This window comes from Larsenimonas rhizosphaerae (assembly GCF_023700005.1).
Lineage (GTDB): Bacteria > Pseudomonadota > Gammaproteobacteria > Pseudomonadales > Halomonadaceae > Larsenimonas > Larsenimonas rhizosphaerae.
Window position 1 is genome coordinate 290,818 of the sequence record NZ_JAMLJK010000001.1, and the last position, 24,039, is coordinate 314,856.

Annotated in this window: 17 protein-coding genes; 11 read left to right on the forward strand and 6 right to left on the reverse strand. The window is 58.1% G+C overall.

Going from position 1 to position 24,039, the window contains the following annotated elements:
* Positions 1-16: 16 nt before the first annotated feature.
* Entirely contained in the window at positions 17-391 is a 375-nt protein-coding gene (locus NAT21_RS01310; RefSeq protein WP_250935060.1) for a hypothetical protein, read from the reverse strand.
* A gap of 349 nt (positions 392-740) precedes the next feature.
* Here NAT21_RS01310 and NAT21_RS01315 point away from each other — a divergent pair, with 349 nt between their 5' ends.
* The 4 genes from NAT21_RS01315 to NAT21_RS01330 all read left to right on the forward strand — a co-directional run bounded on the left by NAT21_RS01315 (position 741) and on the right by NAT21_RS01330 (position 9,653).
* Complete coding sequence (locus NAT21_RS01315) at positions 741-2,921, forward strand: methyl-accepting chemotaxis protein (RefSeq protein WP_250935061.1); 2,181 nt, start codon at positions 741-743, stop codon at positions 2,919-2,921.
* 297 nt (positions 2,922-3,218) lie between these two features.
* On the forward strand, positions 3,219-5,126 hold the full coding sequence (locus tag NAT21_RS01320) for a methyl-accepting chemotaxis protein (RefSeq protein WP_250935062.1): 1,908 nt from the start codon (positions 3,219-3,221) through the stop codon (positions 5,124-5,126).
* Positions 5,104-7,260 carry a methyl-accepting chemotaxis protein gene (locus NAT21_RS01325; RefSeq protein WP_250935063.1) on the forward strand — a complete coding sequence of 719 codons (2,157 nt, stop codon included), beginning with the start codon at positions 5,104-5,106 and terminating at the stop codon, positions 7,258-7,260. The genes NAT21_RS01320 and NAT21_RS01325 overlap by 23 nt, the downstream gene beginning before the upstream one ends.
* A gap of 251 nt (positions 7,261-7,511) precedes the next feature.
* Positions 7,512-9,653 carry a methyl-accepting chemotaxis protein gene (locus tag NAT21_RS01330; RefSeq protein ID WP_250935064.1) on the forward strand — a complete coding sequence of 714 codons (2,142 nt, stop codon included), beginning with the start codon at positions 7,512-7,514 and terminating at the stop codon, positions 9,651-9,653.
* A gap of 170 nt (positions 9,654-9,823) precedes the next feature.
* Here the strand turns inward: NAT21_RS01330 and NAT21_RS01335 are convergent, their stop codons facing one another.
* Positions 9,824-10,747 (reverse strand): LysR family transcriptional regulator, encoded by a 924-nt coding sequence (locus NAT21_RS01335; protein WP_250935065.1) that lies wholly within the window; start codon positions 10,745-10,747, stop codon positions 9,824-9,826.
* A gap of 136 nt (positions 10,748-10,883) precedes the next feature.
* On the opposite strand from NAT21_RS01335, the gene NAT21_RS01340 reads away from it, so the two are divergent.
* The 3 genes from NAT21_RS01340 (at position 10,884) to NAT21_RS01350 (ending at position 13,202) form a co-directional block, all read left to right on the forward strand.
* Positions 10,884-11,663 (forward strand): ferredoxin--NADP reductase, encoded by a 780-nt coding sequence (locus tag NAT21_RS01340; protein WP_250935066.1) that lies wholly within the window; start codon positions 10,884-10,886, stop codon positions 11,661-11,663.
* Between the two features lie 163 nt (positions 11,664-11,826).
* Positions 11,827-12,426 carry an FMN-dependent NADH-azoreductase gene (locus NAT21_RS01345; RefSeq protein ID WP_250935067.1) on the forward strand — a complete coding sequence of 200 codons (600 nt, stop codon included), beginning with the start codon at positions 11,827-11,829 and terminating at the stop codon, positions 12,424-12,426.
* A 164-nt stretch (positions 12,427-12,590) separates the two neighbouring features.
* On the forward strand, positions 12,591-13,202 hold the full coding sequence (locus NAT21_RS01350; RefSeq protein ID WP_250935068.1) for a glutathione S-transferase family protein: 612 nt from the start codon (positions 12,591-12,593) through the stop codon (positions 13,200-13,202).
* A gap of 71 nt (positions 13,203-13,273) precedes the next feature.
* Here NAT21_RS01350 and NAT21_RS01355 read toward each other — a convergent pair whose 3' ends face one another.
* The 3 genes from NAT21_RS01355 to typA form a co-directional block, all read right to left on the reverse strand.
* The gene (locus tag NAT21_RS01355; RefSeq protein WP_250935069.1) at positions 13,274-14,524 is read right to left on the reverse strand and encodes a dicarboxylate/amino acid:cation symporter; all 1,251 of its coding nucleotides are present in this window, start codon (positions 14,522-14,524) and stop codon (positions 13,274-13,276) included.
* Positions 14,525-14,637: 113 nt separating this feature from the next.
* A complete protein-coding gene (locus NAT21_RS01360; protein ID WP_250935070.1) occupies positions 14,638-15,936 on the reverse strand; it encodes a diguanylate cyclase domain-containing protein in 1,299 nt (432 codons plus the stop codon).
* A gap of 150 nt (positions 15,937-16,086) precedes the next feature.
* The gene (gene typA, locus NAT21_RS01365; RefSeq protein WP_250935071.1) at positions 16,087-17,916 is read right to left on the reverse strand and encodes a translational GTPase TypA; all 1,830 of its coding nucleotides are present in this window, start codon (positions 17,914-17,916) and stop codon (positions 16,087-16,089) included.
* Between the two features lie 610 nt (positions 17,917-18,526).
* On the opposite strand from typA, the gene glnA reads away from it, so the two are divergent.
* The 4 genes from glnA (at position 18,527) to ntrC (ending at position 23,250) form a co-directional block, all read left to right on the forward strand.
* A complete protein-coding gene (glnA, locus tag NAT21_RS01370) occupies positions 18,527-19,936 on the forward strand; it encodes a glutamate--ammonia ligase (protein ID WP_250935072.1) in 1,410 nt (469 codons plus the stop codon).
* 98 nt (positions 19,937-20,034) lie between these two features.
* Positions 20,035-20,610 (forward strand): DUF4124 domain-containing protein, encoded by a 576-nt coding sequence (locus NAT21_RS01375; protein WP_250935073.1) that lies wholly within the window; start codon positions 20,035-20,037, stop codon positions 20,608-20,610.
* A 164-nt stretch (positions 20,611-20,774) separates the two neighbouring features.
* Positions 20,775-21,848, forward strand: a complete 1,074-nt coding sequence (glnL, locus tag NAT21_RS01380; protein ID WP_284732640.1) for a nitrogen regulation protein NR(II) — start codon at positions 20,775-20,777, stop codon at positions 21,846-21,848.
* A complete protein-coding gene (gene ntrC, locus NAT21_RS01385; protein WP_250935074.1) occupies positions 21,838-23,250 on the forward strand; it encodes a nitrogen regulation protein NR(I) in 1,413 nt (470 codons plus the stop codon). Before glnL ends, ntrC begins: the two co-directional genes overlap by 11 nt.
* Position 23,251: 1 nt before the next feature.
* Here the strand turns inward: ntrC and NAT21_RS01390 are convergent, their stop codons facing one another.
* Entirely contained in the window at positions 23,252-23,920 is a 669-nt protein-coding gene (locus NAT21_RS01390) for an IclR family transcriptional regulator (RefSeq protein ID WP_250935076.1), read from the reverse strand.
* Between the last annotated feature and the right edge of the window lie 119 nt (positions 23,921-24,039).

Genomic DNA, 24,039 nt, shown 5'->3' on the forward strand with positions numbered 1-24,039 from the left:
GGTGCCGGGGGCTGAATTACTTCGAGGCCTTTTTACGGCTGGCCTTGCGGGCTTCACTCACACCTTCCTCTTCATGAATGTCTCGGACGTCCGGCGGACGTCCGGTACGCGCGTCATTGGCGCGGGTAATGATCGGTGCCCGGGCAGACATGGCAATGACCTGTGCCTTCAGATAATGAGGCAGCATCCACAGCTCGGCCAATAGCCGCATGACCGCCATGGCAGCCACCATGGTGCCGACCCCCGTGCCCCAGCGAATCAGTTCCTGATGAAGGCCTCCCAGCCACAGCCAGTAGCCACCGCTGCCGAGAATGGCAAGTTGAACAAGCCCATGAAGGGTGCTTATCACGCGGCGGGACAGGGGGCGGTAGGGAAAGAAGAAGTTTCTCATGGCTCTTTGTGTCGTCGATAGAAGGTCACATCACGGTGATGTGGACGCACATCCTAGCGAATCCGCTCAATGCTGTCCCTGGATTGATGTATCGAACCGTTGCGGTATGTATGTGTGCAGGTGCGGGCTGCGCAGCAGCACGTCGCCGTCCGGCATCACGGGCCTGTCGGTCGTGTGCTCATGACTCTTCGATGCTGCTCCCTGTTAACAAAAGTAGTGTACCGCGGTTGTCAAGTTTATGTCTGGTGGCGTCGTTATCCAATGGGAACGCTTTGGATTCAGATCCGGAAATCATCTGAAGCCCAAGCCAGGAAGCAAGCTTCCCCAAGACCAGCGTGGGCCATAAAACATGAAAAAATTCAAGTCCATAAAACACTTCGTCGTACTTGCCTCGGGTGCCTGTATCCTGGCGGTCGTCGCTACACTTCTTGTCTACAACTATATCGCCACTCAGCGCACCGAAGAGGCCGTTTCCGAACGGACCACCGGGCTATTGAAGGACGGTATCAATGAACGTCTCTCCATACTGGCGGATTCCAGTGCCGGTCAGATAAACCGACAGCTTGAAAAGGCGCTGGTCATTGCCGGTGATCTGGCTAGTGCCACTGAGCTGGCCGTCGAAGCTGATGGCTCGGATACTACCTACGGTTTCGGGCGTCCCGAACTGTCTGCACTGGTAAAGCAGGCCGTCCACAATAACAGCTTCGTGCTGGATGCCTTCATTGGCATGGAGCCCAATGCCGTGGGCAACGACAGCACTTATGTTGCGCCGGCCGGCACCACGGACAGCTACGATGGCACCGGGCGTTTCAGGCCCTGGTCCTATCGCAATGACAAGGGAGAGGTGGAAGTCCTGTCGCTGGAGGAGGGCGGGATGGAAAACCTTACCATGATGGATTCTGGCATTCGGCGTGGCGAGTACTACCTGTGCTCCAAGGAAAGTGGCAAGCCCTGTGTGGTTGATCCGGCGTTCTACGACTTTGGCGGCAAGCAGATCATGGTGGCAACCTTCACCGTGCCTGTCATGGTAGATGGCACCTTTCGTGGCCTTGCGGGTACTGACTTGTCGGTCGATTTCATTCAGTCGGAGCTGGTTCAGGCCAACAAGGCTCTCTACGATGGCGCCGGCCGCATGGCACTGGTGGCCCCTGTTGGCAGGCTGGTGGCCTTCACCGGGGACGCGTCGCAGCTCGGCAAGCCCGCGAGTAACGTGCTGAGCGCTTCCGGCCTTGGCCGTCTGGATCAGGCGCGCACAAGTGGTCAGGCGGTCAGCATGACCGATAATGACACTGGCATCATCGAGTTCTATCAGCCGATCAGAATCGGTGACACCAGTGCTACCTGGACACTGGTCATGCAGCTGCCTATCGAGGCCGTCATGGCTGATCTGGCGGTGTTGCAGAAGGAACTTCATGAGCAGCGTACGACGGATCTGGTTGGCATGCTCATTATCAGCTCACTGGTAACCGCACTCGGACTTGCCTTTATCTGGTGGGTGGGCAGCGGTATTTCCCGACCCCTGGGCAATCTCGCAGCGCGAATGCAGGATATTGCCAGTGGTGATGGTGATCTCACGCAGCGGCTGCCGGTGTCGGGCCGCAATGAGCTGGCCGCCGTGGCGACCCAGTTCAATGCCTTTGTCGACAAGATCAACCGCGTCATGCTGGACGTGCGGGACAGCAGTGAAAACGTCAAGCTGGCGTCCGGAGAAATCTCCACTGGTAGCCTTGACCTGTCGCGCCGAACGGAAAATACCGCCGCCAGTCTTGAAGAGTCCGCTGCCGCGATGGAGGAGCTGACCAGCACCGTCGCAAACTCGGCCGAATCCTCACGTCACGCCTCCGAGCTGACTGCCGAGGCGACCCGTGCAGCAGAGCAGGGTGGTGAAGTGATGAGCGATGTCGTGGGGACCATGCGAGATATCAGCGAGTCTTCGCGTGAAATCGTCAACATCATCGGTGTGATCGATTCCATCGCTTTCCAGACCAACCTGCTGGCCCTCAATGCGTCTGTGGAAGCGGCCCGGGCCGGTGAGCAGGGACGCGGCTTCGCGGTGGTTGCCGAGGAAGTGCGCAGCCTGGCCAACCGAAGCACCAAGGCTGCACGTGAGATCAAGTCCCTGATCGATGCCTCGGTTGAAAAGACGGCCAATGGCGAGGTGCTGGTTCAACAGGCCGGCGATAAGATGAAGGGGATCGTCGAGCAGGTACAGCGTGTCAACGCGCTGATCGGTGAAATCAATACGGCCGCCAGTGAGCAGAATGCCGGTATCTTCCAGGTAAACCAGGCGGTCTCGCAGCTGGATCAGATGACACAGGAAAATGCGGCGCTGGTGGAGGAATCCGCTGCTGCCTCGGATGCACTGAGTCAGGAAGCAAGTCGTCTTGCCGAGATCATTGGCGTATTTCATCTGGGCGAGCGCGGCGAGCATGCCAGCGTTATTACCTACTCGTCTCAGGGGCGTGCCGCTCATTCAGCGTCATCTGTCAGGCATCACGAAGCCCGAGAGGAGCTCATCCAGTCATCCTGATGCGATGATGCCTCCAGTCGGATCGGTCTCCTGATCCGCCCCTTCAGATATCACGCCCACGTCATGTGGGCGTGATGCTTATCAGTCCGCCTGACACCTGCCTTGCCTGCATCTTTCCCGATGCACAGGCCCTTTTACCCGGTTGAATGCTGTCGGCCAGCCGCGGGAGTTAATCGTATATCACGCATTTTCAACGTTGTGATCGGCTCCTGTCTCAAGGACCCAGGGTGTGGGCCGTTATCTGAGGTACTTCACCTTATTTGGCGTGGTACCGCGCTACTACGAGAGAAAAAGCCCATGCTGACGTCGATTCGTGCCCGGATACTGGTGTTCTGTGTCGCCACTATCATTATGGCCCTTGCACTGACAGGTCTGGCTACCTATATGGTGACCAGTGCCTACAACGATGCCTCCATTAAAAACAACCTGTCATCCATCAGTGAAGGATACAGCCAGTCCATTCATGACTGGGATGCCAACAAGCGGGCCATTCTGGCCGCAGCCGCCCCGGGTGCAGTGTCGGATAATGCCGTTGCAAGTTTCAAGCAGGCGGCTCGAAGCGGCGGATTCTCCATGGTTTACATGGGCTACGGTGACAACCGCTTTGTATCCAACAGCGACTGGGTGCCCCCGGCGGATTTCAAGCCGACACAACGCACCTGGTACAAGGATGCCGTGGCCAAAGGCAGCATGATTGTCACCAAACCCTACATGGATGCCTCGACCAACAGCCTGGCGCTGGCCTATGCACAGCCCATCGCCCGTGATGGCCAGGTCATCGGCGTGCTGGCCGGTGATGTCGGGCTGGACAGCGTGACCAGAAATGTAAACTCCATCAGGCCCACCGAACACAGCTACGCCTTTCTGGTCGATGATTCCGGCACCGTGATTGCACACCCGGATCGCTCCCTGGTGCTGAAATCGTTGGCGGATGTGGACAGCAGACTGAGCATGGCATCGCTTCAGGACGCGGGACGCTCTCACTCTATTCTGGAGACATCCATTGGTAACCAGGGGGTACTGCTGTTTGCCAATCCGGTAGAGGGATCCAGCTGGACGCTGGTCATTGCCCTTGATCGTACCGAGGCCATGGCCGGCCTGACCAGTATCGTCAAGACCACCATCGCCGCGCTGATCGTGGTGGGTCTGGTGGCCTCCCTGCTGCTCTGGGCCATCCTGACTCCGATTTTCCGTCGGATGCACGAAGTGCGTGATGCCATGAATGAGGTCAGTACCGGCGACGGTGATCTGACACACCGGCTGCCGCTGTCCAGGCGCGATGATGAGGTCAACCAGATCGCGCAATCGTTCAATACCTTCGTCGAGAAGATCAACCGGGTCATGCTGGATGTGCGTGGCAGTAGCGAAAACGTCAAGCTGGCATCCGCTGAAATCTCCACCGGTAGCCTTGATCTGTCACGCCGGACGGAAAATACCGCTGCAAGCCTTGAAGAATCCGCAGCGGCAATGGAAGAGCTGACCAGTACGGTCGCAAATTCGGCCGAATCCTCTCGTCATGCCACCGAGTTGACCTCTGAAGCCACTCGAGCGGCTGAAGAAGGCGGAGAAGTCATGAGTGAAGTGGTCGGCACCATGCGTGATATCAGCGAATCCTCCAGGGAAATCGTCAATATCATCGGTGTCATCGATTCCATCGCCTTCCAGACCAACCTGCTGGCCCTCAATGCGTCGGTTGAAGCGGCGCGCGCCGGTGAACAGGGCCGCGGCTTTGCCGTCGTGGCCGAAGAGGTACGAAGTCTGGCCAACCGCAGCACCAAGGCTGCAAAGGAAATCAAGACGCTGATCGATGCCTCGGTGGCAAAAACAGCAAATGGTGAAGTACTGGTCCAGCAGGCGGGCGAGAAGATGAAGGGCATTGTTGAGCAGGTACAGCGCGTCAACGGCCTGATCAGTGAAATCAATACGGCCGCCAATGAACAGAATACCGGTATTTCTCAAGTGAATCAGGCGGTCTCGCAGCTGGATCAGATGACCCAGGAAAATGCCGCCCTCGTGGAAGAGTCTGCGGCAGCCTCCGATGCCCTCAGTCAGGAAGCCCTGCGTCTTGCCGAAATCATCGCCGTTTTTACCCTGAGCGACGACACCACACCGGCCAGGGCACCTCGCACGGCACCACATCACATCTCCAAACCTTCTCGTTCAACTACAGGACATCATTCTGATGAAGCACTTTACCTCGATTAAGCACTTTGTCGTGCTCGCAGCGGGGGCCTGTCTTCTGGCCGTGGTGCTGGCCCTGCTGGGTTACAACTACGTTTCGACCACACGTACCGAAGCCACGGTGGCAGACAGTACCGAAACCCTGCTGAAGAAAACCACCGATGCCCGGCTGGCCTCGGTGGCTTCTGATCAGGCCGGCCAGATCAACCTGAAACTGGAAGGTGCGCTGAGCGTTGCGAAGGAACTGGCCCATGCCAATGAACTGATGGCGGCCGGTGCCAATGGCCCGGTACTGGACATTACTCGTAATGAGCTGTCGGCCATGGTGCGTCAGGCCGTGGTCAGGAACCCGGCCCTGCTGGACGCGTTCATCGGGTGGGAGCCCAATGCCTTTGGCAGCGACGCCGAGTTTGCCGGCCAGGAAACCAACGGCTATGACGGAAGCGGGCGCTTCATGCCCTGGTGGTATCGCACATCGACCGGTGACGTGGAAGTGCTGCCGCTGGGCGGGACCATGGATAGCCAGAAGCGTATGGACTCCGGCGTACGTGAAGGAGAGTACTATCTGTGTCCGAAGGAAAAGGGGCAGATCTGTGTCATCGACCCTGCCATTTATGACTATGACGGCAAGCAGGTCATGGTGACCTCCTTCAATGTGCCCATCATGGTTGATGGCACCTTCCGCGGCGTGGTCGGCACCGACCTGTCAGTCAACTTCATTCAGACGCTTCTGAGTGATGCCAACCAGGCGCTTTATAACGGTGCCGGCAGCATGGCGCTGGTGGCTCCTCTGGGGCGTCTCGTGGCCTTTACCGGTGACAAGGACAAGCTGGGCAAGTCGGCTGATGCCGTGCTGGGCGCGAGCGCAGCGGGGCATATCTCCGAGGCGCGTCAAAGCGGCAAGACCCTGAACTTCACCGATGCCGACAGTGGCATGATCGAGCTGTATCGGCCATTCGAGATCGGCAATACAGGCGTTACCTGGACACTGGTGCTTCGTTTGCCTGAAGCCGCCGTGCTGGCAGATCTTAATGCCATGCAGGCGAAGCTCGCCGATCAGCGGCAGAACGATATTTTCGGGATGCTGCTGGTCAGTGCCGTGGTGGCGGGTATCGGTCTGGCCTTTATCTGGTGGGTCGGCCGCGGTATTGCTTCGCCGCTGGCGGATGTGGCCGAGAGCATGCGCGATATTGCCTCGGGTGAAGGAGACCTCACTCAGCGTCTGCCGGTGGTAGGTCGTCATGAACTCGGGCGGGTTGCGATGCAGTTCAACGCCTTTGTGGAGCGTATCGAGCGAGTCATGACCGATGTGCGCCACAGCAGCGAAAACGTGAGGCTGTCCTCGGCCGAGATTTCCACCGGCAGTCTGGACCTGTCCCGGCGTACCGAAAACACGGCGGCAAGCCTTGAGCAGTCGGCGGCGGCGATGGAAGAGCTGACCAGCACGGTCGCCTCTTCTGCCGGCGCCTCCGGTCAGGCATCGACACTTGCCTCGAATGCCGCACGCTCTGCCGAACAGGGCGGTTCGATGATGGCGGAGGTGGTCGGCACCATGAAGGAGATCAGCGCTTCGTCGAAGGAAATCGTCAGCATCATTGGTGTGATTGACGCCATTGCCTTCCAGACCAACCTGCTGGCCCTTAATGCCTCTGTCGAGGCAGCGCGTGCCGGTGAGCAGGGCCGTGGCTTTGCCGTGGTGGCCGAGGAAGTGCGTAGCCTGGCCAACCGCAGCACCAAGGCGGCCAAGGAAATCAAGACCCTCATCGATGCCTCGGTTGAAAGGACCTCCACCGGTGAAACGCTGGTACAGCATGCCGGTCAGCAGATGGGCGATATCGTTGAGCAGGTCAAGCGGGTCAATGATCTGATCGGTGAGATCACGACTGCGGCCAACGAGCAGAATACCGGGATCTCGCAGGTCAACCAGGCCGTATCCCAGCTTGACCAGATGACGCAGGAAAATGCGGCTCTGGTTGAAGAATCTGCTGCGGCATCGGACGCACTTAGCCAGGAAGCGGCGCGCCTGGCTGAAATTGTCGGGACGTTCCGGGTCAGTGAGTTCAGTGGCCCGGATAGTAGCGGTCCGTCGACGCACTCGGACAGCGGCAGGCCCGTGAATTCCTCTCGTCGAACCCACGATGAGGCTGCGCATGTTTGACCATTAAATATCAAATATTGCTTATAAAATCATTGAAACGGCGCCTTCGGGCGCCGTTTCAGTCAGGAAGATATACAGGCGAAAAGCTTCAAGGTTCGTTTCACTCAGGCCGATAGTTTCAATACTCCTTCATGGCCTCGTATCGGTTCCGATGCGACACCTCTACTGCAAGCCAGCATGGCCGTGAACCGCGTTGGCGTACGACGGCTCCGTGCCTTGTAAGCCGGCTAACCTTTGCAGGGTGAACTCAGATGATAAAACGCTTTAAGTCGGTCAAGCACTTCGTGGCGATTTCGGCAGGGGCATCTATCCTGGCGGTAGTGGCGGCGATGTTGATGTACAGCGCCTACTCGGCGTCGCAAACCCAGTCCTTCGTGCAGGAAAGTTCAAAGGACATGCTGATGTCGTCGCTGAAGGCGCGACTGGAAACCGAGGCATCCAAGCAGGCCACGCGCATCAATACCAACTTTGGCCAGGCGCTCAGTATCGTCAGTACGGTCGCTGCTACCAATGAAACGCTCGACAGTGACGAGGACGGAGCCCGCCGCAAGATGGTCGATACTTTGACGCAGGTGCTTCGAAAAAACGACTTTCTGCGTGATATCTATGTGGGCTGGGAACCTGATGCGTTCGGCGCTGATGCCAATTACGCCGGCGCGCAAGGAGCGCCCTATGCTGATGCATCCGGACGCTTCATGCCGGTATTCTTTCTCAACGATGATGGCATGGTAGGCAATATCGTTCAGGGAGATGAAATCGACAGTACGGAGATAACGCCTGCCGGCGAGGAAAAAGGGGCCTATTACCTTTGTCCGAAAAAAACCGGTGAAGCCTGCATCACTGATCCGGCAATCTTCGACGTGAACGGCAAGCAGGTCATGCTTGTCTCCTTCAATGCACCCATCATGGTCGATGGCACGTTCAAAGGCGTCATCGGGGGAGATATTGCGGTTGATTTCATCCAGCAGCTTCTGGTCGATACCAATCAGGGGATCTATAACGGCGCCGGCAATATTGCATTGATCACCTCGCTCGACAATGTCATTGCCAACAGTGCTGACGCTTCCTCTCTGGGTAAAAAGGCATCAAGCATCGTATCCGACGATTCACGTCAGTTGCTGCAGCAGGTCCGTACTTCAGGACAGTCCGTTTACTCCCTCGATGACAGCAGTGGCATGATTCGGCTCTATCAGCCCTTTAACGTTGCTGGTACCAATACACGCTGGATCCTGATGATGGAGCTGCCGATGTCGGCCGCTCTGGCGGATCTGAACGCCATGCAGGCTCAGTTGGTTTCCAAGGCAAAAAGTGACTTGTTCTGGATGCTCATGGTCAGCGCTCTGGTGGCTGCTATTGGTCTTGCCATGATCTGGAGTGTGGGTCGTAGTATTGCTCGGCCTCTGGGTGAGCTGGCTCAACGGCTTCGCAATATTGCCTCGGGTGATGGTGATCTGACGCAGCGCCTGCCCAATGGCGGTCGCAATGAGCTGGGAGAAGTAGCCACCCAGTTCAATGCCTTTGTCGACAAGATCGAGCGAGTCATGATTGATGTGCGCCACAGCAGCGAAAACGTGAGGCTGTCCTCGGCCGAGATTTCCACCGGCAGTCTGGACCTGTCCCGGCGTACCGAAAACACGGCGGCAAGCCTTGAGCAGTCGGCGGCGGCGATGGAAGAGCTGACCAGCACGGTCGCCTCTTCTGCCGGCGCCTCCGGTCAGGCATCGACACTTGCCTCGAATGCCGCACGCTCTGCCGAACAGGGCGGTTCGATGATGGCCGAGGTGGTCGGCACCATGAAGGAGATCAGCGCTTCGTCGAAGGAAATCGTCAGCATCATTGGCGTGATTGACGCCATTGCCTTCCAGACCAACCTGCTGGCCCTTAATGCCTCTGTCGAGGCAGCGCGTGCCGGTGAGCAGGGCCGTGGCTTTGCCGTGGTGGCCGAGGAAGTGCGTAGCCTGGCCAACCGCAGCACCAAGGCGGCCAAGGAAATCAAGACCCTCATCGATGCCTCGGTTGAAAGGACCTCCACCGGTGAAACGCTGGTACAGCATGCCGGTCAGCAGATGGGTGACATCGTTGAGCAGGTCAAGCGGGTCAATGATCTGATCGGTGAGATCACGACTGCGGCCAACGAGCAGAATACCGGGATCTCGCAGGTCAACCAGGCTGTATCCCAGCTTGACCAGATGACGCAGGAAAATGCGGCTCTGGTTGAAGAATCTGCTGCGGCATCGGACGCACTTAGTCAAGAAGCGGCGCGTTTGGCCGAAATAGTAGGAACATTCAAGGTCAGCGACGCAGCGTTCAACGGGGCGTCGTCATCAGGCGGATCATCGGCAGTACATCGTTCCCCTGTTCGTGATCATGAACAGCATTATGACCATGCATGATCGGCACCTTGAGGAGCACGAGAAAGGCATGTAGCGGGATATCACAGCGCATGGCGCTGTAATAAATGGTGCGGCGTTGGGTGACATCGCACCATGTCGCCGAGAAGCCCAGCGCCATGCGCAGGATCTTCTCTTTGGGCGCCGACATTGTCGGCGCTTTTTTTATGGGCTTACGGTGCGTGCGGTAACACGATATCGTCACTGCTGTGTGCGTTGGCCGTCATGTCTCGGCACAATTTCAGAAACTCACGTACACCGGCGGTCAGGTACTTCTGCCGGTGCCATATGAAATAGAACTGTCTGCTCAGGTCCATGTCGGGTGTATGAATGGGGGCAAGGCTGCCACGACGAAAGGCATCCTTCAGGGCAAGGCGAGAGATGCAGCCAATCCCCAGCCCGGCTTCTACTGCCCGCTTGATCCCCTCGGTATGCTCCAGCTCCAGCTGTATCTCAAAGCGTTGATGGCGATGGCGCATGGCCTGCTCAAGTGTGCGTCGCGTGCCGGAGCCTTCCTCCCGCATGATCCATTCCTCCCGGAGCAATCGCTCCATGGATACGCTTTGATGCGCCAGGGGATGACCGGGTGCACAAAACACACTCAGGTGATCTGCCACCCAGGGCTGCATGATGACGTCCTGATGCTGAAGGTCGCCCTCGATCAGCCCAAGGTCCAGCTCATGATGGACGATGCGCTCGATGATGGTGGACGTATTGCGGACGTGAAGGTGAACGCGGCTGTCCGGGTGACGAATCTTGAAATCACGGATCAGCAGGGTGGCCAGGTAGTTTCCTATGGTCAGGGTCGCACCGATATCCAGTGAGCCGACGCCGGTCTGTCCTCGCAGCAGCTCTTCAATTTCCTCGGCCCGGTCGAGCAGCGACACGGCCTTGGGCAGTAGCTGAAATCCCATGGCATTCAATTTGAGGCGCTTGCCGATTCGGTCGAACAGCTGACAGTCAAATTGCCGCTCCAGTTCGGCCAGTGCGGTGCTGGTGGCCGACTGGGAAAGGGCCAGTGTGCCGGCAGCCCTGGACACATTTTCAACCTGGCCTACGGCAATGAATACTTCGAGCTGGCGTAGCGTAAATCGCATGGCGGCCCCTTATCTGCAGAATGGATATTTAATATTTAAACAATTCATTTAACGGATAATGATTCTTTCTCTACACTGGCGCCAGACTCTTACGGCACATTCATACGGGTGCCTGTACTTCAAAGGATACCGCGGCATGAGCAGCAAGTTTTCAACAGAAGAAATTCTGAGCGTTCATCACTGGAACGACACGCTTTTCAGCTTTACCACGACGCGTGAGCGTACACTGCGTTTCAAGAACGGCCAGTTCGTGATGATCGGTCTCGAAGTGGATGGCAAGCCGTTGGCCCGTGCCTATTCGGTAGCCAGCCCGAACTACGAGGATCACCTGGAGTTCTTCTCGATCAAGGTACAGGATGGCCCGCTTACCTCACGCCTTCAGCACCTCAAGGTCGGGGATTCCCTGCTCGTCAGCCGCAAGCCGACCGGTACCCTTGTCCTGGATGATCTGCTGCCGGGCCGTAACCTGTACATGCTTTCAACCGGTACCGGGCTTGCGCCGTTCATGAGCCTGATTCAGGACCCGGAAGCCTATGAGCGCTTCGACAAGATCGTGCTGATTCATGGCGTGCGCTATGTCAACGAGCTGGCGTATCAGGAGTTCATTACCAAAGAACTGCCCGAGCACGAGTATCTGGGTGATGACATCCGCGAAAAGCTGGTCTACTACCCGACCGTGACTCGTGAAGACTACCCGACCATGGGACGTCTGACCGACCATATTCGTACCGGCAAGCTGTTTGAAGATACGGGGCTGCCGCCTATGGATCCGAAGCAGGATCGGGCAATGATCTGTGGTAGCCCGGCCATGCTGGATGAAAGCAGCCAGGTACTGGATGAGCTGGGGTTCAAGGTATCTCCGCGGATGGGCGAGCCGGGCGATTACGTGATCGAACGTGCCTTTGTCGAAAAGTAGATCGTGGCTGGGTCCCTTGGTATGAGAAGGCGCCTTCGGGCGCCTTTTGTATGATTAAATCGAATGTATCCGCGGATTTTATCCGTTTTTCATTCGATTTAATGAACAGTAAGATGGCTTCAACTACCTGCCTTACGGTGCCGACGCACCCGGAGAAGCCATCATGTCACGTCTTCTGGTCCTGAAATCCAGTATTCTTTCCACGTTTTCCCAGTCTGCCCAGCTTGCTGACCACACCATTGCCCAGTGGGAAGAAACCCATGGCCAGGGCAGTGTCACCGTGCGTGATCTGGCTGAAAATCCGCTTCCGATGCTGGATGGTGAGCTGGTCGGTGCCATGCGGCCGAGCGATGCCACCCTGACACCGCGCCAGCAGGATGCACTGGACCTGTCGGATGCGTTGATCAACGAACTCAAGGCACACGACGTTATCGTCATGGCGGCGCCAATGTATAACTTCTCGGTGCCCATCCAGCTCAAGGCCTACATTGATCTTGTTGCCCGCGCCGGTGTGACGTTCCGTTATACGGAAAACGGCCCTGAAGGGATGATTGATGGCAAGCGTGCGCTGGTGTTGACGACGCGCGGCGGGATTCACAAGGATTCACCGGAAGACTTCGTAGCCCCGTATCTGCGGACGTTTTTGGGCTTTATCGGTATCAGCGATGTCGAGATTATCTACGCGGAGGGGCTGGCCATGGGGCCGGAGTCTGCCGAAAGTGCGCAGTCGCAGGCACGCGATGCCATTGATCAGTGGCTTTGAGCTTTTGAGCCATCAGTCCTGCCTCGGCGCCCATCAGCGCCCTTGACCATGAAACGCCGCGCCTGTCGCGGTGTTTTTTTTGGACGGCACGAATATGGTCTGTGGCTTACCCTGAATCAGGCAGGATGGCAGTAGCACCATTCAAGGCATCAAAGGAGTCGATCATGATCGTATTGTATGGCTATCCCCATTCGCGCTCCGCGCGCGTGGCCTGGGTTCTTGAGGAGCTTTCGCTTGAATACGAGTATCGGATGGTGGACCTGAAGTCGGGGGCAGGTCAGCAGCCAGAGCACCTCGCGCGCCATCCGGACGGCAAGGTACCTGTCCTGTGTGACGGGGATCTGACCCTGTTCGAGTCCGCGGCCATTTGCCGCTATCTGGCCGTTCGCGATGGGGAGCACCGATTGATGCCTGCCGATCCGGCCGGCCAGGCGGTAGTGGATCAATGGCTGTCATTTATTACGACCGAACTCGAGCAGCCGCTCTGGACACAGGCCAAGCACTCATTTCTGCTGCCCGAAGCACAGCGCCGCGACGATATCATCCCCGTGGCAAGGTGGGAGTTCGACAAGGCGATGCAGGCATTGATGAGACGCTTTGACGGCCAGGGCCATGTGACCGGCGCGTTGTCACTGGCGGACCTGTTCCTTGCGCAGACTCTTGCGTGGGCCCGTGGCATGGTAAAACACGAGCTGCCCGAAACGCTCGATGCCTATACCAGCGAGATGATTGCCCGGCCGGCCTTTGAACGTGCCCGACGACGCGAGGCCTGCTGAGCGCCGCTGCCTCCGTCGTGAAATCGGAGGCAGCGGCTGGATCATCAGGGCGTCACGCAATCGCTGTCAGGTTAGACCGTATCCTTGCGGTTGTAGATATCGAGATCCAGTTCACCTTCACTCTTGCCGATCAGCGTAGTGACCATCAGATCACCGGCCACGTTGACGCTGGTACGCGCCATATCCAGAATCCGGTCAATACCGGCGACGACTGCAATGGCCTCCAGCGGCAGGCCGATCTGAGACATCACAATCGAGAGCATGATCAGGCCTGCACCGGGCACACCCGCTGTACCGATCGAAGCCAGTGTGCCGGTCATGATGATCATGCCGTAATCGGCCATCGACAGGTCGGTTCCGGTCAATTGTGCAACGAAGACGGCTACAACGCCCTGATAGATGGCTGTGCCGTCCATGTTGATGGTCGCGCCCACCGGCAGGACGAATCCGGAAACCCCTTCCGAAACCCCCAGATTGCGCTGCGCGCAGCGAATGGACACCGGCAGCGTGCCGGAAGACGATGCTGACGAGTACGCCACGACCAGAGCATCCAGGCTGCCACGCAGATAGCGCACCGGGTTGAGTCCACCGAGCAGTTTCAGCAGGCCTGAATATACGACCAGAACATGGACAATACTGGCGGCATAGGCGACGCCAATGACCTTGGCCAGGGGAAGCAGCACATCCAGACCATAATTGCCGGCCACGTAGGCCATGAGGCCGAATACGCCAAAGGGGGCGAACGCCATGACGAGCTCGGTGAGCTTGTACATGGCTTCGGCAAAGCTCTCGAATACGCGTACAACCGGTTCGCCCTTTTCACCAATCAGCGTCAGCGATATCCCGAGGCCGATGGCAAAGACAATGATCTGCAGAATATTGCCGGATGCCAGCGCATCAATCGGGTTCTGGGGCACAAGGCCTACCAGGATATCGACCAGCGAAGGCGCTTCCTTCGCATCCACCGGCGTGTCAAAGGACAGCGACAGTCCCGTGCCGGGTTGAAACAGCCAGGCTGCCAGCAGGCCGATGGCAATGGCAAACGCCGTGGTCAACAGATAAAGGGCAATGGTCTTGCTGCCGATACGGCCCATTTTCTTCGGATCGCGCATGGCGGTAATACCGACCACCAGTGTTGAAAATACCAGCGGCACGATCAACATCTTGATGGCGCTGATAAATATATCTCCAAGAGGTTTCAGAACACTGGCCTGTTCGCCGAACAGGGCGCCTGTCAGTGCGCCGAGGGCGAGGCCTGCAAGAATCCTTACCCACAAGGGGATGCGTTGATAAAAATGAGATGACGCCTTGTTCCGTGGCACGTGGGCCTTCCTCTTTCAGGGCCGTCAGTGAAATACCGGCGGCTTCAGGTGCGTCAGACTACCTGTTTCGAGGAACGATGCGTGGGGGTAATACAAAAGTCGGGCGGTGAGAGTCAGCGCATGGTGGGGTCATATACCATGACGCAGGCACGCCCGGCATTCTTGGCGCGGAAAAGAGCCTGGTCTGCCCGGTTCAGCAGGGTATGCACATGCTGCCCATCGTCGGGATAAAACGCCATGCCAATGGAGGAGGTCGTGCGGTATTCGCTGCCCTTGATATGCCAGGGCCTGGCAAGTGTGGTGCAGAGTTGATCGGCCACTCGGCGGGCCTTTTCATGATCCGTATTGCTCAACACCACCACGAACTCGTCGCCACCGATGCGTGCCACCAGGTCGTTGCCGCCGGTCTGTTGGCCAAGCCGGTGTGCCAGTGATATCAGGAGCTCATCGCCGATGTCATGGCCGAAGTGATCATTGATGCCCTTGAAATGATCAACATCCAGATACAGTACGGCCAGTCTGGCGGGCGTGGTATTGATAAGGTCCTGCAGGCTGTCCAGTAACTGGCGTCGATTGGCTACGCCGGTCAGAGGGTCCCTGTAGGCCATGTCCTGCAGTTGCTGTTCGTAATGTACTCGCTCATGAATATCCCGGCAGGCAAATACCACCTGGTAGCTGGAGGTGTTCTGCTCCCGGGTCAGGGCACGGGTAATTTCAAACCAGCGATATTCACCAGCGCTGTTTTTAAGCCGGCAACGTACCGGCCGGGTATGGACATCAAGGCAACCTATGTCGGTGGGGCTTGTCTGCTGCAGAATGAGCATGTCGTCGGGATGAATCAGTCGGCCGGGCTGACGCCCCACGTAATCTTCCGGGCGGTGGCCTAACTGATACTCGAGAGAGGGCGAGAGATAGGTCAGGATGCCCCTTGCATTGCGTGTGCCGATGATATCAGTCATGTTCTCGGCGATCAGGCGGTACTTCTGCTCGTTGTCGCGCAGGGCCGCCTCTGCTTCTACCCGGTCTGTAATGTTTCGGCTGACGATGAGCAGTTGATCGCGTGCACCATCCGGCGTGAAACGGGGAAGCTTGACCACTTCCCAGGTATTCATGCGCCCGTCGATCTCGAACTGCTTGTACACCGTCAACGCACTGCCATGTGCCCAGGCCTGTTCGTCTGTCTTGATGTTATAGCGGTAGGCGGATTCATGCTCCGGCCGCAGGGCCAGTAATTCCAGGTCGGTCTTGCCGAGAAAGTCGAGGTCCTGCAGGCCATAGGTATTCACTACGGCCTGATTGGCAACAAGCCAGCGCCCCTTGCCATCCTTCAGAACAATGAATTCTGTAATACCGTCAAGCAGGTGTTGCAACACTGCTTCGCGCGGGCGGAGGGCATCCGGGTCGTGAATCATTGGGCACCTGAGGCGTGTTCATTGGGCAATAACCTGTTATCGGCGCAAGAGTCCGGCGGTTGACAGGGATCAGGTTACAAAACAGGAATAATGCATAAAAAAAGGGGCGCCCCGGTGGGGCGCCCCTTTCATGTCAAACGCTGAACGTGTTCAGTTTTTCTTGAAACGCTTGCGCTCGTTTTCCGTCAGGTGCTTCTTGCGCAGACGGATGTGCAGCGGAGTAACTTCCACCAGTTCATCTGAATCCAGGAACTCGATGGCCTGTTCCAGCGTGAACTTGATCGGCGGTGTCAGAACGATGTTCTCGTCATTACCCGTTGAGCGCATGTTATCGAGCTTCTTGCCCTTGGTCGGGTTGACCACCATGTCGTTGGCACGGTTGTTGATACCGATCAGCATGCCTTCGTAGACTTCCGTGGCATGGTCGATGATCAGCTTGCCGCGATCCTGCAGGGCATACAGCGCGTATGCCAGTGCCTTGCCGCCGACCATGGAGACCAGTACACCGTTGCGACGCTCGATGGAGGCATCGGGCTTCAGCGGGCCGTAGTGATCGAAGCGGCTGGTCAGAATACCGGTGCCGGAAGTCAGGGTCAGGAACTGACCACGGAAACCGATCAGACCACGTGCAGGAATGATGAAGTCCAGACGAACACGGCCCTTGCCATCCGGGTTCATGTTGGTCATTTCACCCTTGCGATAGCCCAGTTCTTCCATGATCGAGCCCTGATGCTGCTCTTCACAGTCGATGATGACTTCTTCGTAAGGTTCCTGCTTGACGCCGTCGACTTCCCTGATGATGACTTCGGGACGGCCCACGGCCAGCTCGAAGCCTTCGCGACGCATGCTTTCAATCAGTACGGACAGGTGAAGCTCACCACGGCCGGAGACCTTGAACTTCTCGGGCGTTTCGCCCTGTTCAACACGCAGTGCCACGTTGTGAATCAGCTCCTGATCAAGACGGTCCTTGATATTACGGCTGGTCACGTACTTGCCTTCCTTGCCCGCGAACGGCGAATCATTGACCTGGAAGGTCATCGACACGGTAGGTTCGTCAACGGTAAGCGGCGGCAGGGCTTCCACGGCGCTGTTGTCGCACAGGGTGTCGGAAATCGCCAGATTTTCGATACCGGTGATGCAGATGATGTCACCAGCGGTGGCTTCATCGGTCTGTACACGGTCCAGACCCATATGAGTCATGACCTGGCCGACCTTGCCCTTGCGGGTAGCGCCTTCCTTGGTGACAACCGTGATCTGCTGGTTCGGCTTGACGCTGCCGCGCTTGATGCGGCCCAGGCCGATAACGCCGACATAGCTGTTGTAGTCCAGGGCAGAGATCTGCATCTGGAACGGTGCTTCAAGTTCGACCTTGGGCGGCTCGACGATGTCGACGATGGCCTGGAACATGGGATCCATGTTGTCAGCCAGATCTTCAGGGTCCATGCCGGCAATGCCGTTCAGGGCGGAGCAGTAGATGATCGGGAAGTCGAGCTGATCATCGCTGGCACCCAGGTTATCGAACAGATCGAAGATCTGATCGACAACCCAGTCAGGACGTGCGCCCGGACGATCGATCTTGTTGACCACAACGATCGGCTTCAGGCCCTGGTCGAAGGCTTTCTGGGTCACGAAGCGCGTTTGCGGCATCGGGCCGTCAACGGCATCGACCAGCAGCAGTACGGAATCGACCATGGACATGACGCGCTCGACTTCGCCACCGAAGTCAGCGTGTCCAGGGGTGTCCACGATGTTGATGTGGTAGACATCCTCGTTATTGGGGGCCTGCCAACGGATCGCGGTATTCTTGGCCAGGATGGTAATACCACGTTCCTTTTCCTGGTCATTGGAATCCATGATGCGTTCCTGGCCTTCTGCCTTGCGGTCCAGCGTACCGGACTGGCTGAGCAGTTTGTCGACCAGGGTAGTTTTGCCATGGTCGACGTGCGCGATGATGGCAATATTACGAAGCTTTTCGATCACAACGGGGTCCTGTCAGGAAGGGGCGCCAGATAAGTAGGAGTGCGCCACGGGTGCTTGTCATGAGATGCGGCATCTGCTGCGGGGGTACTGCGTGTCTCCTTGCGGCAGGCCTGCAAACCACGAAACAGCCACACCTGCTTTTAAAGACATCGATGCCGGGCATCGAAGTGGTCGCTATTGTCGTGGGTTCCGGTCCTGGCTTCAAGCCAAGAAGCACTTAATTTTACGCAATCGACCTGGTTGTAGCGTATTGGCCTGCTGAAACAGGCCGTCAGCCTCTCTGTCAGGGTGTGTTGCACCAGGAGGGAGCGTTCGGTATTCATTATGTGCCATATTGGTGCATGTCATGGCCGTGCCAGAGAGATCCGAGCGATGGCAGGACGGTGTTTCGGTGAAGAAAGGCATTTTTGTATTTTGATTTATGCTTTAAAACAGATACTTGCATATTGCATGTGATCCCTCGCCCCATTTTGGCACGCTCAATGCATTGCAATTGCACAGTCAAAAGGCAGTCTGCACTCAAACAAGGCGCCGACTACACTTTATATCCGTTAGTTCGTTGCAGCATTACATACGCCATCTCGAGCCAGGCTCATATTGGAGGAATACCATGGCAGATAAAACGCTTGCCCTGATTGAAGAGCACGACGTCAAGTGGGTCGACCTGCGGTTTACCGATACCAAGGGCAAGGAACATCACGTCACTATCCCGTCCCGCTCCGTTGATGACGAGTTCTTCGAAGTTGGTCAGATGTTCGACGGTTCCTCCATCGAAGGCTGGAAGGGCATCAACGAGTCCGACATGATCCTGCTGCCGCAGGATGGCACTGCCTATCTTGACCCGTTCACCGAAGACCCCACGCTGGTGCTGCGCTGCGACATCATCGAGCCGGCCACCATGCAGGGCTACGAGCGTGATCCGCGCTCCATCGCCAAGCGCGCCGAAGCCTACCTGAACAGCACCGGCCTGGGCGATACCGCCTTCTTCGGCCCGGAGCCTGAGTTCTTCATTTTTGATGAAGTGCATTTCAAGACCGACATGCAGGGCTCGTTCTACCGGATCTCTTCCGAAGAAGGCGCCTGGTCAACCGACTCCACCACCGGTGAAGGCGGTAACATGGGCCACCGCCCGCGTGTGAAGGGTGGCTATTTCCCGGTACCGCCGGTCGACAGCTTCCACGACATTCGCGGTGCAATGTGTAATACCCTCGAAGCCGTGGGTCAGAGCGTTGAAGTACACCACCACGAAGTGGCCAACGCCGGTCAGAACGAAATCGGCGTGAAGTTCAACACGCTGGTCAAGAAGGCTGACGAAGTTCAGACCATGAAGTACGTGATCCACAACGTGGCGCACGCGTACGGCAAGACGGCCACCTTCATGCCCAAGCCGATGGCTGGCGACAACGGCAGCGGCATGCATGTTCACCAGTCTTTCTGGAAAGACGGCGAAAACATGTTTGCAGGTGATGAGTACGCGGGTCTGTCTGAAACTGCGCTTTACTACATCGGCGGCATCATCAAGCATGCACGTGCCCTGAACGCGTTTACCAACGCGTCCACCAACTCCTACAAGCGTCTGGTACCTGGGTTTGAAGCGCCGGTCATGCTCGCCTACAGCGCGCGTAACCGCTCTGCATCACTGCGTATTCCCTATACCTCCAGCCCGAAAGGCAAGCGTGTCGAGCTGCGCTTCCCTGACCCGACGGCCAACCCGTACCTGGCATTCTCTGCCATGCTGATGGCCGGCATCGACGGGATCAAGAACAAGATCCATCCTGGCGACGCGATGGACAAGAACCTGTACGACCTTCCGGCAGAAGAAGCCGAAGCCGTACCGACAGTGGCTTCAAGCCTTGAAGAAGCCCTGCAGGCGCTCAGGGATGACCACGCCTTCCTGACCGAAGGTGGTGTGTTCACTGATGACATGATCAAGGCCTACCTTGAGCTCAAGGAAGAAGACGTAACGGCCCTGCGCATGGCGCCGAGCCCGATCGAATTCGACATGTACTACAGCCTCTGATCGCTGTGTTATCGAAAGGCCCCGCTTCGGCGGGGCTTTTTTTGTGCTGAAATACGCAGTACACGCCCTGATCGGGCGGCAGGCAGGCGAGGAGTGTCATGAGGAAAAAAGGGGCAGGCATCGCAGCGCTTTTGCTGCTGGCAGGGGCATGGGGTGCCCAGGCTGCCACGGTATATCGCACCGTGGATGAACAGGGACAGGTGCACTTTTCCGACCATCCCCTGCCGGGAGGCAACCCTGTATCGGTACCTGCGCCCGGCGTGGTACCTGCCGTACCCAAGGGGATGGCAACGCCGTCTGCCTCGGTTCAGCAGGACGCTGCATCAGCGTATCGGCGCTTTGTGATTGATTCACCGGCGAACGAGTCGACGATTCCGCCTGGCTATGCCGGTGATATCCAGGTCTCCGTAACGGTGGTGCCTGCACTTGAGAAAGTGCATCGGGTTCGGCTGATGCTGGATGGGCGCGTCAGCCAGTCGGCGCTGCATGCCACGGTCTTCATGGTTTCCGGAGTCGAGCGGGGCGAGCATACCCTGCAGGCCGAAATGCTCGACCGCCAGGGCAACGTGTTGCGTCGTACCCCACCGGTGACGGTGTTTGTGCACCGTGCCCGAGTCAATCGCCGGGCTGGACAGGGTCCGGTTGGCGGTGTTTCAGGTGTTAATACCCCCTGAGCGGGCATTCGGAAATAAAGGGAAATCCTCCTTGCACCTTGATGGTGCATCATTGGCGCCCGGTCCTTTATCCTTTGCGCTCTCGGCGCGCATGTTATGCCGGTTGTGCCAATAGTGGCGCGTTTCTTGCACTACCACAGTGAATCACGCTGACGGGGAACAGGATGTACCAACGGCTGCTAGAAAATCTCACCACCGCAGTAGTACTGCTCGATGGGGCGTTACGTGTTCGGTGGATGAACCCGGCGGCCGAGGCCATGCTGGGCATCAGCCTGCTTCGTGTCCGGCAGTCAGGCCTTGAGTGCCTCGAAGATGCACATTCCGATATCGGTGTTCGATTGCGGCAGGCGCTGGCGACGCTTCACCCGTATACGCAGCGCGAGGTGCCTCTGACGCTGAGTAACGGCGGCAGCATTACGGTGGATTACACCGCTTCTCCCCTGTCCGGGGATGAACTGCTGCTGGAGTTCGAAGCCCGGGATCGCCTGATGCGCATTTCCCGGGAAGAGGCGCTGGTAGCGCGCCAGGAAATGGTCAAGGTGCTGACGCGGGGGCTGGCTCACGAGGTCAAGAATCCGCTTGGTGGCATTCGGGGCGCAGCACAGCTTCTGGAGCGGGACCTGCCAGATGACAGTCTGGTGGAATTTACCAGGATCATTGTCGAGGAGGCCGACCGGCTGCGGGATCTGGTGGATCGCATGCTTGGCCCCAACGTCATGGTCGAGCATCTGCCCTTGAACATTCACTCCGTGCTGGAGCGGGTGCGCACGCTGCTTCGCGCGGAAACGAATCGTGTCTGCTTCGTGGGCGATTACGACCCCAGTCTGCCCGAGCTTGTAGGCGATGAGCGCCAGTTGATTCAGGCCGTACTGAATGTGGCTCGCAATGGCGTACAGGCTCTGGAGGAGAGTGGCACCGAGTCGCCCAGGCTGATACTCAAGACTCGCGCCCGTCGACAGTTCACGCTGGGCGCCGAACGGCACCGCCTGGTATGTGAAGTATCCATTATCGACAACGGCCCCGGCATCCCGGAGCAGCTGCGCGAATCCCTGTTTTATCCCATGATTTCTGGCCGTGCCGAGGGCAGCGGGCTGGGGCTTTCCATTGCCCAGTCCATCCTGCATCAGCACCACGGCTTGATCGAGTGCGATTCCGAGCCGGGCAGAACCCTGTTTCGTCTGCTGATCCCCCTGGAACCGACCCCATCAGAGAAGGAGCGTACTGCCCATGACCGATAGCGCACGCATTTATATTGTTGACGATGACCGGGCCATCCGGTGGGTACTGGAACGCACACTGGCCTGCCCGGATCTGGAGGTGGAAAGTTTCGAACGTGCCGAGACCGCCTTTGAAGCCATCGCGCGCCAGCCGCCGGATGTACTGGTTACCGATATTCGCATGCCCGGTGTGGACGGGCTCGATCTGATGGCGCGAACCCGGGAGCGTTATCCGGAACTGCCAGTGATTGTCATGACCGCACATTCAGACCTGGACAGTGCCGTGGCGTCCTATCAGGGCGGCGCATTCGAGTACCTGCCCAAGCCGTTTGATGTCGATGATGCGCTGGCTCTGGTGCGGCGCGCCGTAGCGCATGCCCGCGAGCGCAAGGCGCCCCTGGATATTCCCGAAAGTCTGACCACCGAAATCATCGGCGAGGCGCCGGCGATGCAGGAAGTCTTTCGTGCCATCGGCCGGCTGTCCCAGTCGCACATCACGGTCATGATCAATGGCGAATCCGGGACCGGCAAGGAACGCGTGGCCCAGGCACTGCACCAGCACAGTCCGCGATCACGGGCTCCTTTCATTGCCCTCAACATGGCGGCCATCCCGAAGGATCTGATGGAATCGGAGCTGTTCGGCCATGAAAAGGGCGCCTTTACCGGGGCAACCTCTCAGCGACGCGGGCGTTTCGAGCAGGCCGATGGCGGCACCCTGTTTCTTGACGAGATCGGGGATATGCCGGCAGAAACCCAGACACGACTGTTGCGTGTGCTGGCTGATGGCGAGTTTTATCGCGTCGGCGGGCATACCCCGGTCAAGGTCGATGTACGCATTATCGCCGCGACTCATCAGCATCTGGAGTCGCTGGTCGAGGATGGCCGCTTCCGAGAGGATCTGTTTCACCGCCTCAACGTTATTCGCGTGCATCTGCCGCGGCTGTCGGAGCGCCGGGAAGACATTCCCCGGCTGGCTCACCACTTTCTGGCCGAGGCCTCCAGGGAACTGTCCACCGAGTCCAAGGTGCTGACCCGTGATGCCGAAATGCACCTGGCCTCGCTTCCCTGGCCGGGCAATGTACGCCAGCTTGAAAACACCTGCCGCTGGCTGACAGTCATGGCCTCCGGGCGGGAAATCTTGATTGATGATCTACCGCCTGAGCTGCGTGATATCAGCCAGGACGCAGGGTATGCCGATGACTGGCGGGGGGCATTCCGAGGCTGGGCCGACCAGGCACTTGCTGCAGGCCATACCCACCTGCTCGAACAGGCCGTTCCGGACTTTGAACGGATTCTGATCGAAACGGCACTCAAGCATACCGGCGGACGCAAGGGGGAAGCCGCCGAGCTGCTGGGCTGGGGGCGCAATACCCTGACGCGCAAGCTCAAGACATTGCTGCCGGCTCTGGCCGACGGGGACTGACCTATCGCGGCGGTACCTGAAAGTGGCTCAGCTGTGCCCCGAGCTGGTCAGCGGCCTGTAAAAGCAGATCGCTGTAGAGCGCGACGGTGGCCTCGTCGAAGCGTTCGTCGAGCCCGGTCAGTGCCAGTACACCATGATGGCGCCCCTGCTGGTCCCGCAGGGCCACGGCCACGGCGGCTAGTGAGGACGTGCGCTCTCCCCGGGAGACGTGCACGAGCTGATCACGTGGGGCATCGAACATGCGTGCAGTGGCGCCATTGTCCAGCGCGTACCGGCTGCCTTCTTCGACAAGGTGGCACAGTTCATGGGTGCCCGTTTCACGGAAGCGGCAGATGCGGGTATCTCCGTCACGGGTGCTGAAGGACGCGGTCTCACGGGTACGGTTTCTCAGCTGAACAAGATGGGGGCGAATCAGGGTTTCCATGTCCGGATGCTGGTCGCTGGCCAGAGTACCGAGTCGAGCCAGGGCCGGACCCAGATGATAAACCCCGGCCGTGTCCCGGGTGAGATAGCCAAAACGCTCCAGCGAACTCGCCAGCCTCAGGATCGTGCTTTTATAAAAGCCGGTATGCTGCGATAGTTCGGTCAGGGTAAATATATGTTTTCGTGAAGAAAATGTATTGAGCAACGTCAACGCACGCTCCACTGATTCCACACGCTGTTGGCCCATGTGCGATATCTCCGTGAATGTTCTGCAAGGGTGCGTCAGGTGAAACCGCTCGACCATTGCGCTTTGGTCGAGTAGGTGCCCCTGGCTGGCAGGGCCGGTAGAGCGGTGCCAGAATAGCG

Bases quoted from the DNA above. Each gene is read 5' to 3' on its own strand.
- NAT21_RS01310 (WP_250935060.1), bottom strand. From the start codon at position 391: ATGAGAAACTTCTTCTTTCCCTACCGCCCCCTGTCCCGCCGCGTGATA.
- NAT21_RS01315 (WP_250935061.1), top strand. From the start codon at position 741: ATGAAAAAATTCAAGTCCATAAAACACTTCGTCGTACTTGCCTCGGGT.
- NAT21_RS01320 (WP_250935062.1), top strand. From the start codon at position 3,219: ATGCTGACGTCGATTCGTGCCCGGATACTGGTGTTCTGTGTCGCCACT.
- NAT21_RS01325 (WP_250935063.1), top strand. From the start codon at position 5,104: ATGAAGCACTTTACCTCGATTAAGCACTTTGTCGTGCTCGCAGCGGGG.
- NAT21_RS01330 (WP_250935064.1), top strand. From the start codon at position 7,512: ATGATAAAACGCTTTAAGTCGGTCAAGCACTTCGTGGCGATTTCGGCA.
- NAT21_RS01335 (WP_250935065.1), bottom strand. From the start codon at position 10,747: ATGCGATTTACGCTACGCCAGCTCGAAGTATTCATTGCCGTAGGCCAG.
- NAT21_RS01340 (WP_250935066.1), top strand. From the start codon at position 10,884: ATGAGCAGCAAGTTTTCAACAGAAGAAATTCTGAGCGTTCATCACTGG.
- NAT21_RS01345 (WP_250935067.1), top strand. From the start codon at position 11,827: ATGTCACGTCTTCTGGTCCTGAAATCCAGTATTCTTTCCACGTTTTCC.
- NAT21_RS01350 (WP_250935068.1), top strand. From the start codon at position 12,591: ATGATCGTATTGTATGGCTATCCCCATTCGCGCTCCGCGCGCGTGGCC.
- NAT21_RS01360 (WP_250935070.1), bottom strand. From the start codon at position 15,936: ATGATTCACGACCCGGATGCCCTCCGCCCGCGCGAAGCAGTGTTGCAA.
- glnA (WP_250935072.1), top strand. From the start codon at position 18,527: ATGGCAGATAAAACGCTTGCCCTGATTGAAGAGCACGACGTCAAGTGG.
- NAT21_RS01375 (WP_250935073.1), top strand. From the start codon at position 20,035: ATGAGGAAAAAAGGGGCAGGCATCGCAGCGCTTTTGCTGCTGGCAGGG.
- glnL (WP_284732640.1), top strand. From the start codon at position 20,775: ATGTACCAACGGCTGCTAGAAAATCTCACCACCGCAGTAGTACTGCTC.
- ntrC (WP_250935074.1), top strand. From the start codon at position 21,838: ATGACCGATAGCGCACGCATTTATATTGTTGACGATGACCGGGCCATC.
- NAT21_RS01390 (WP_250935076.1), bottom strand. From the start codon at position 23,920: ATGGGCCAACAGCGTGTGGAATCAGTGGAGCGTGCGTTGACGTTGCTC.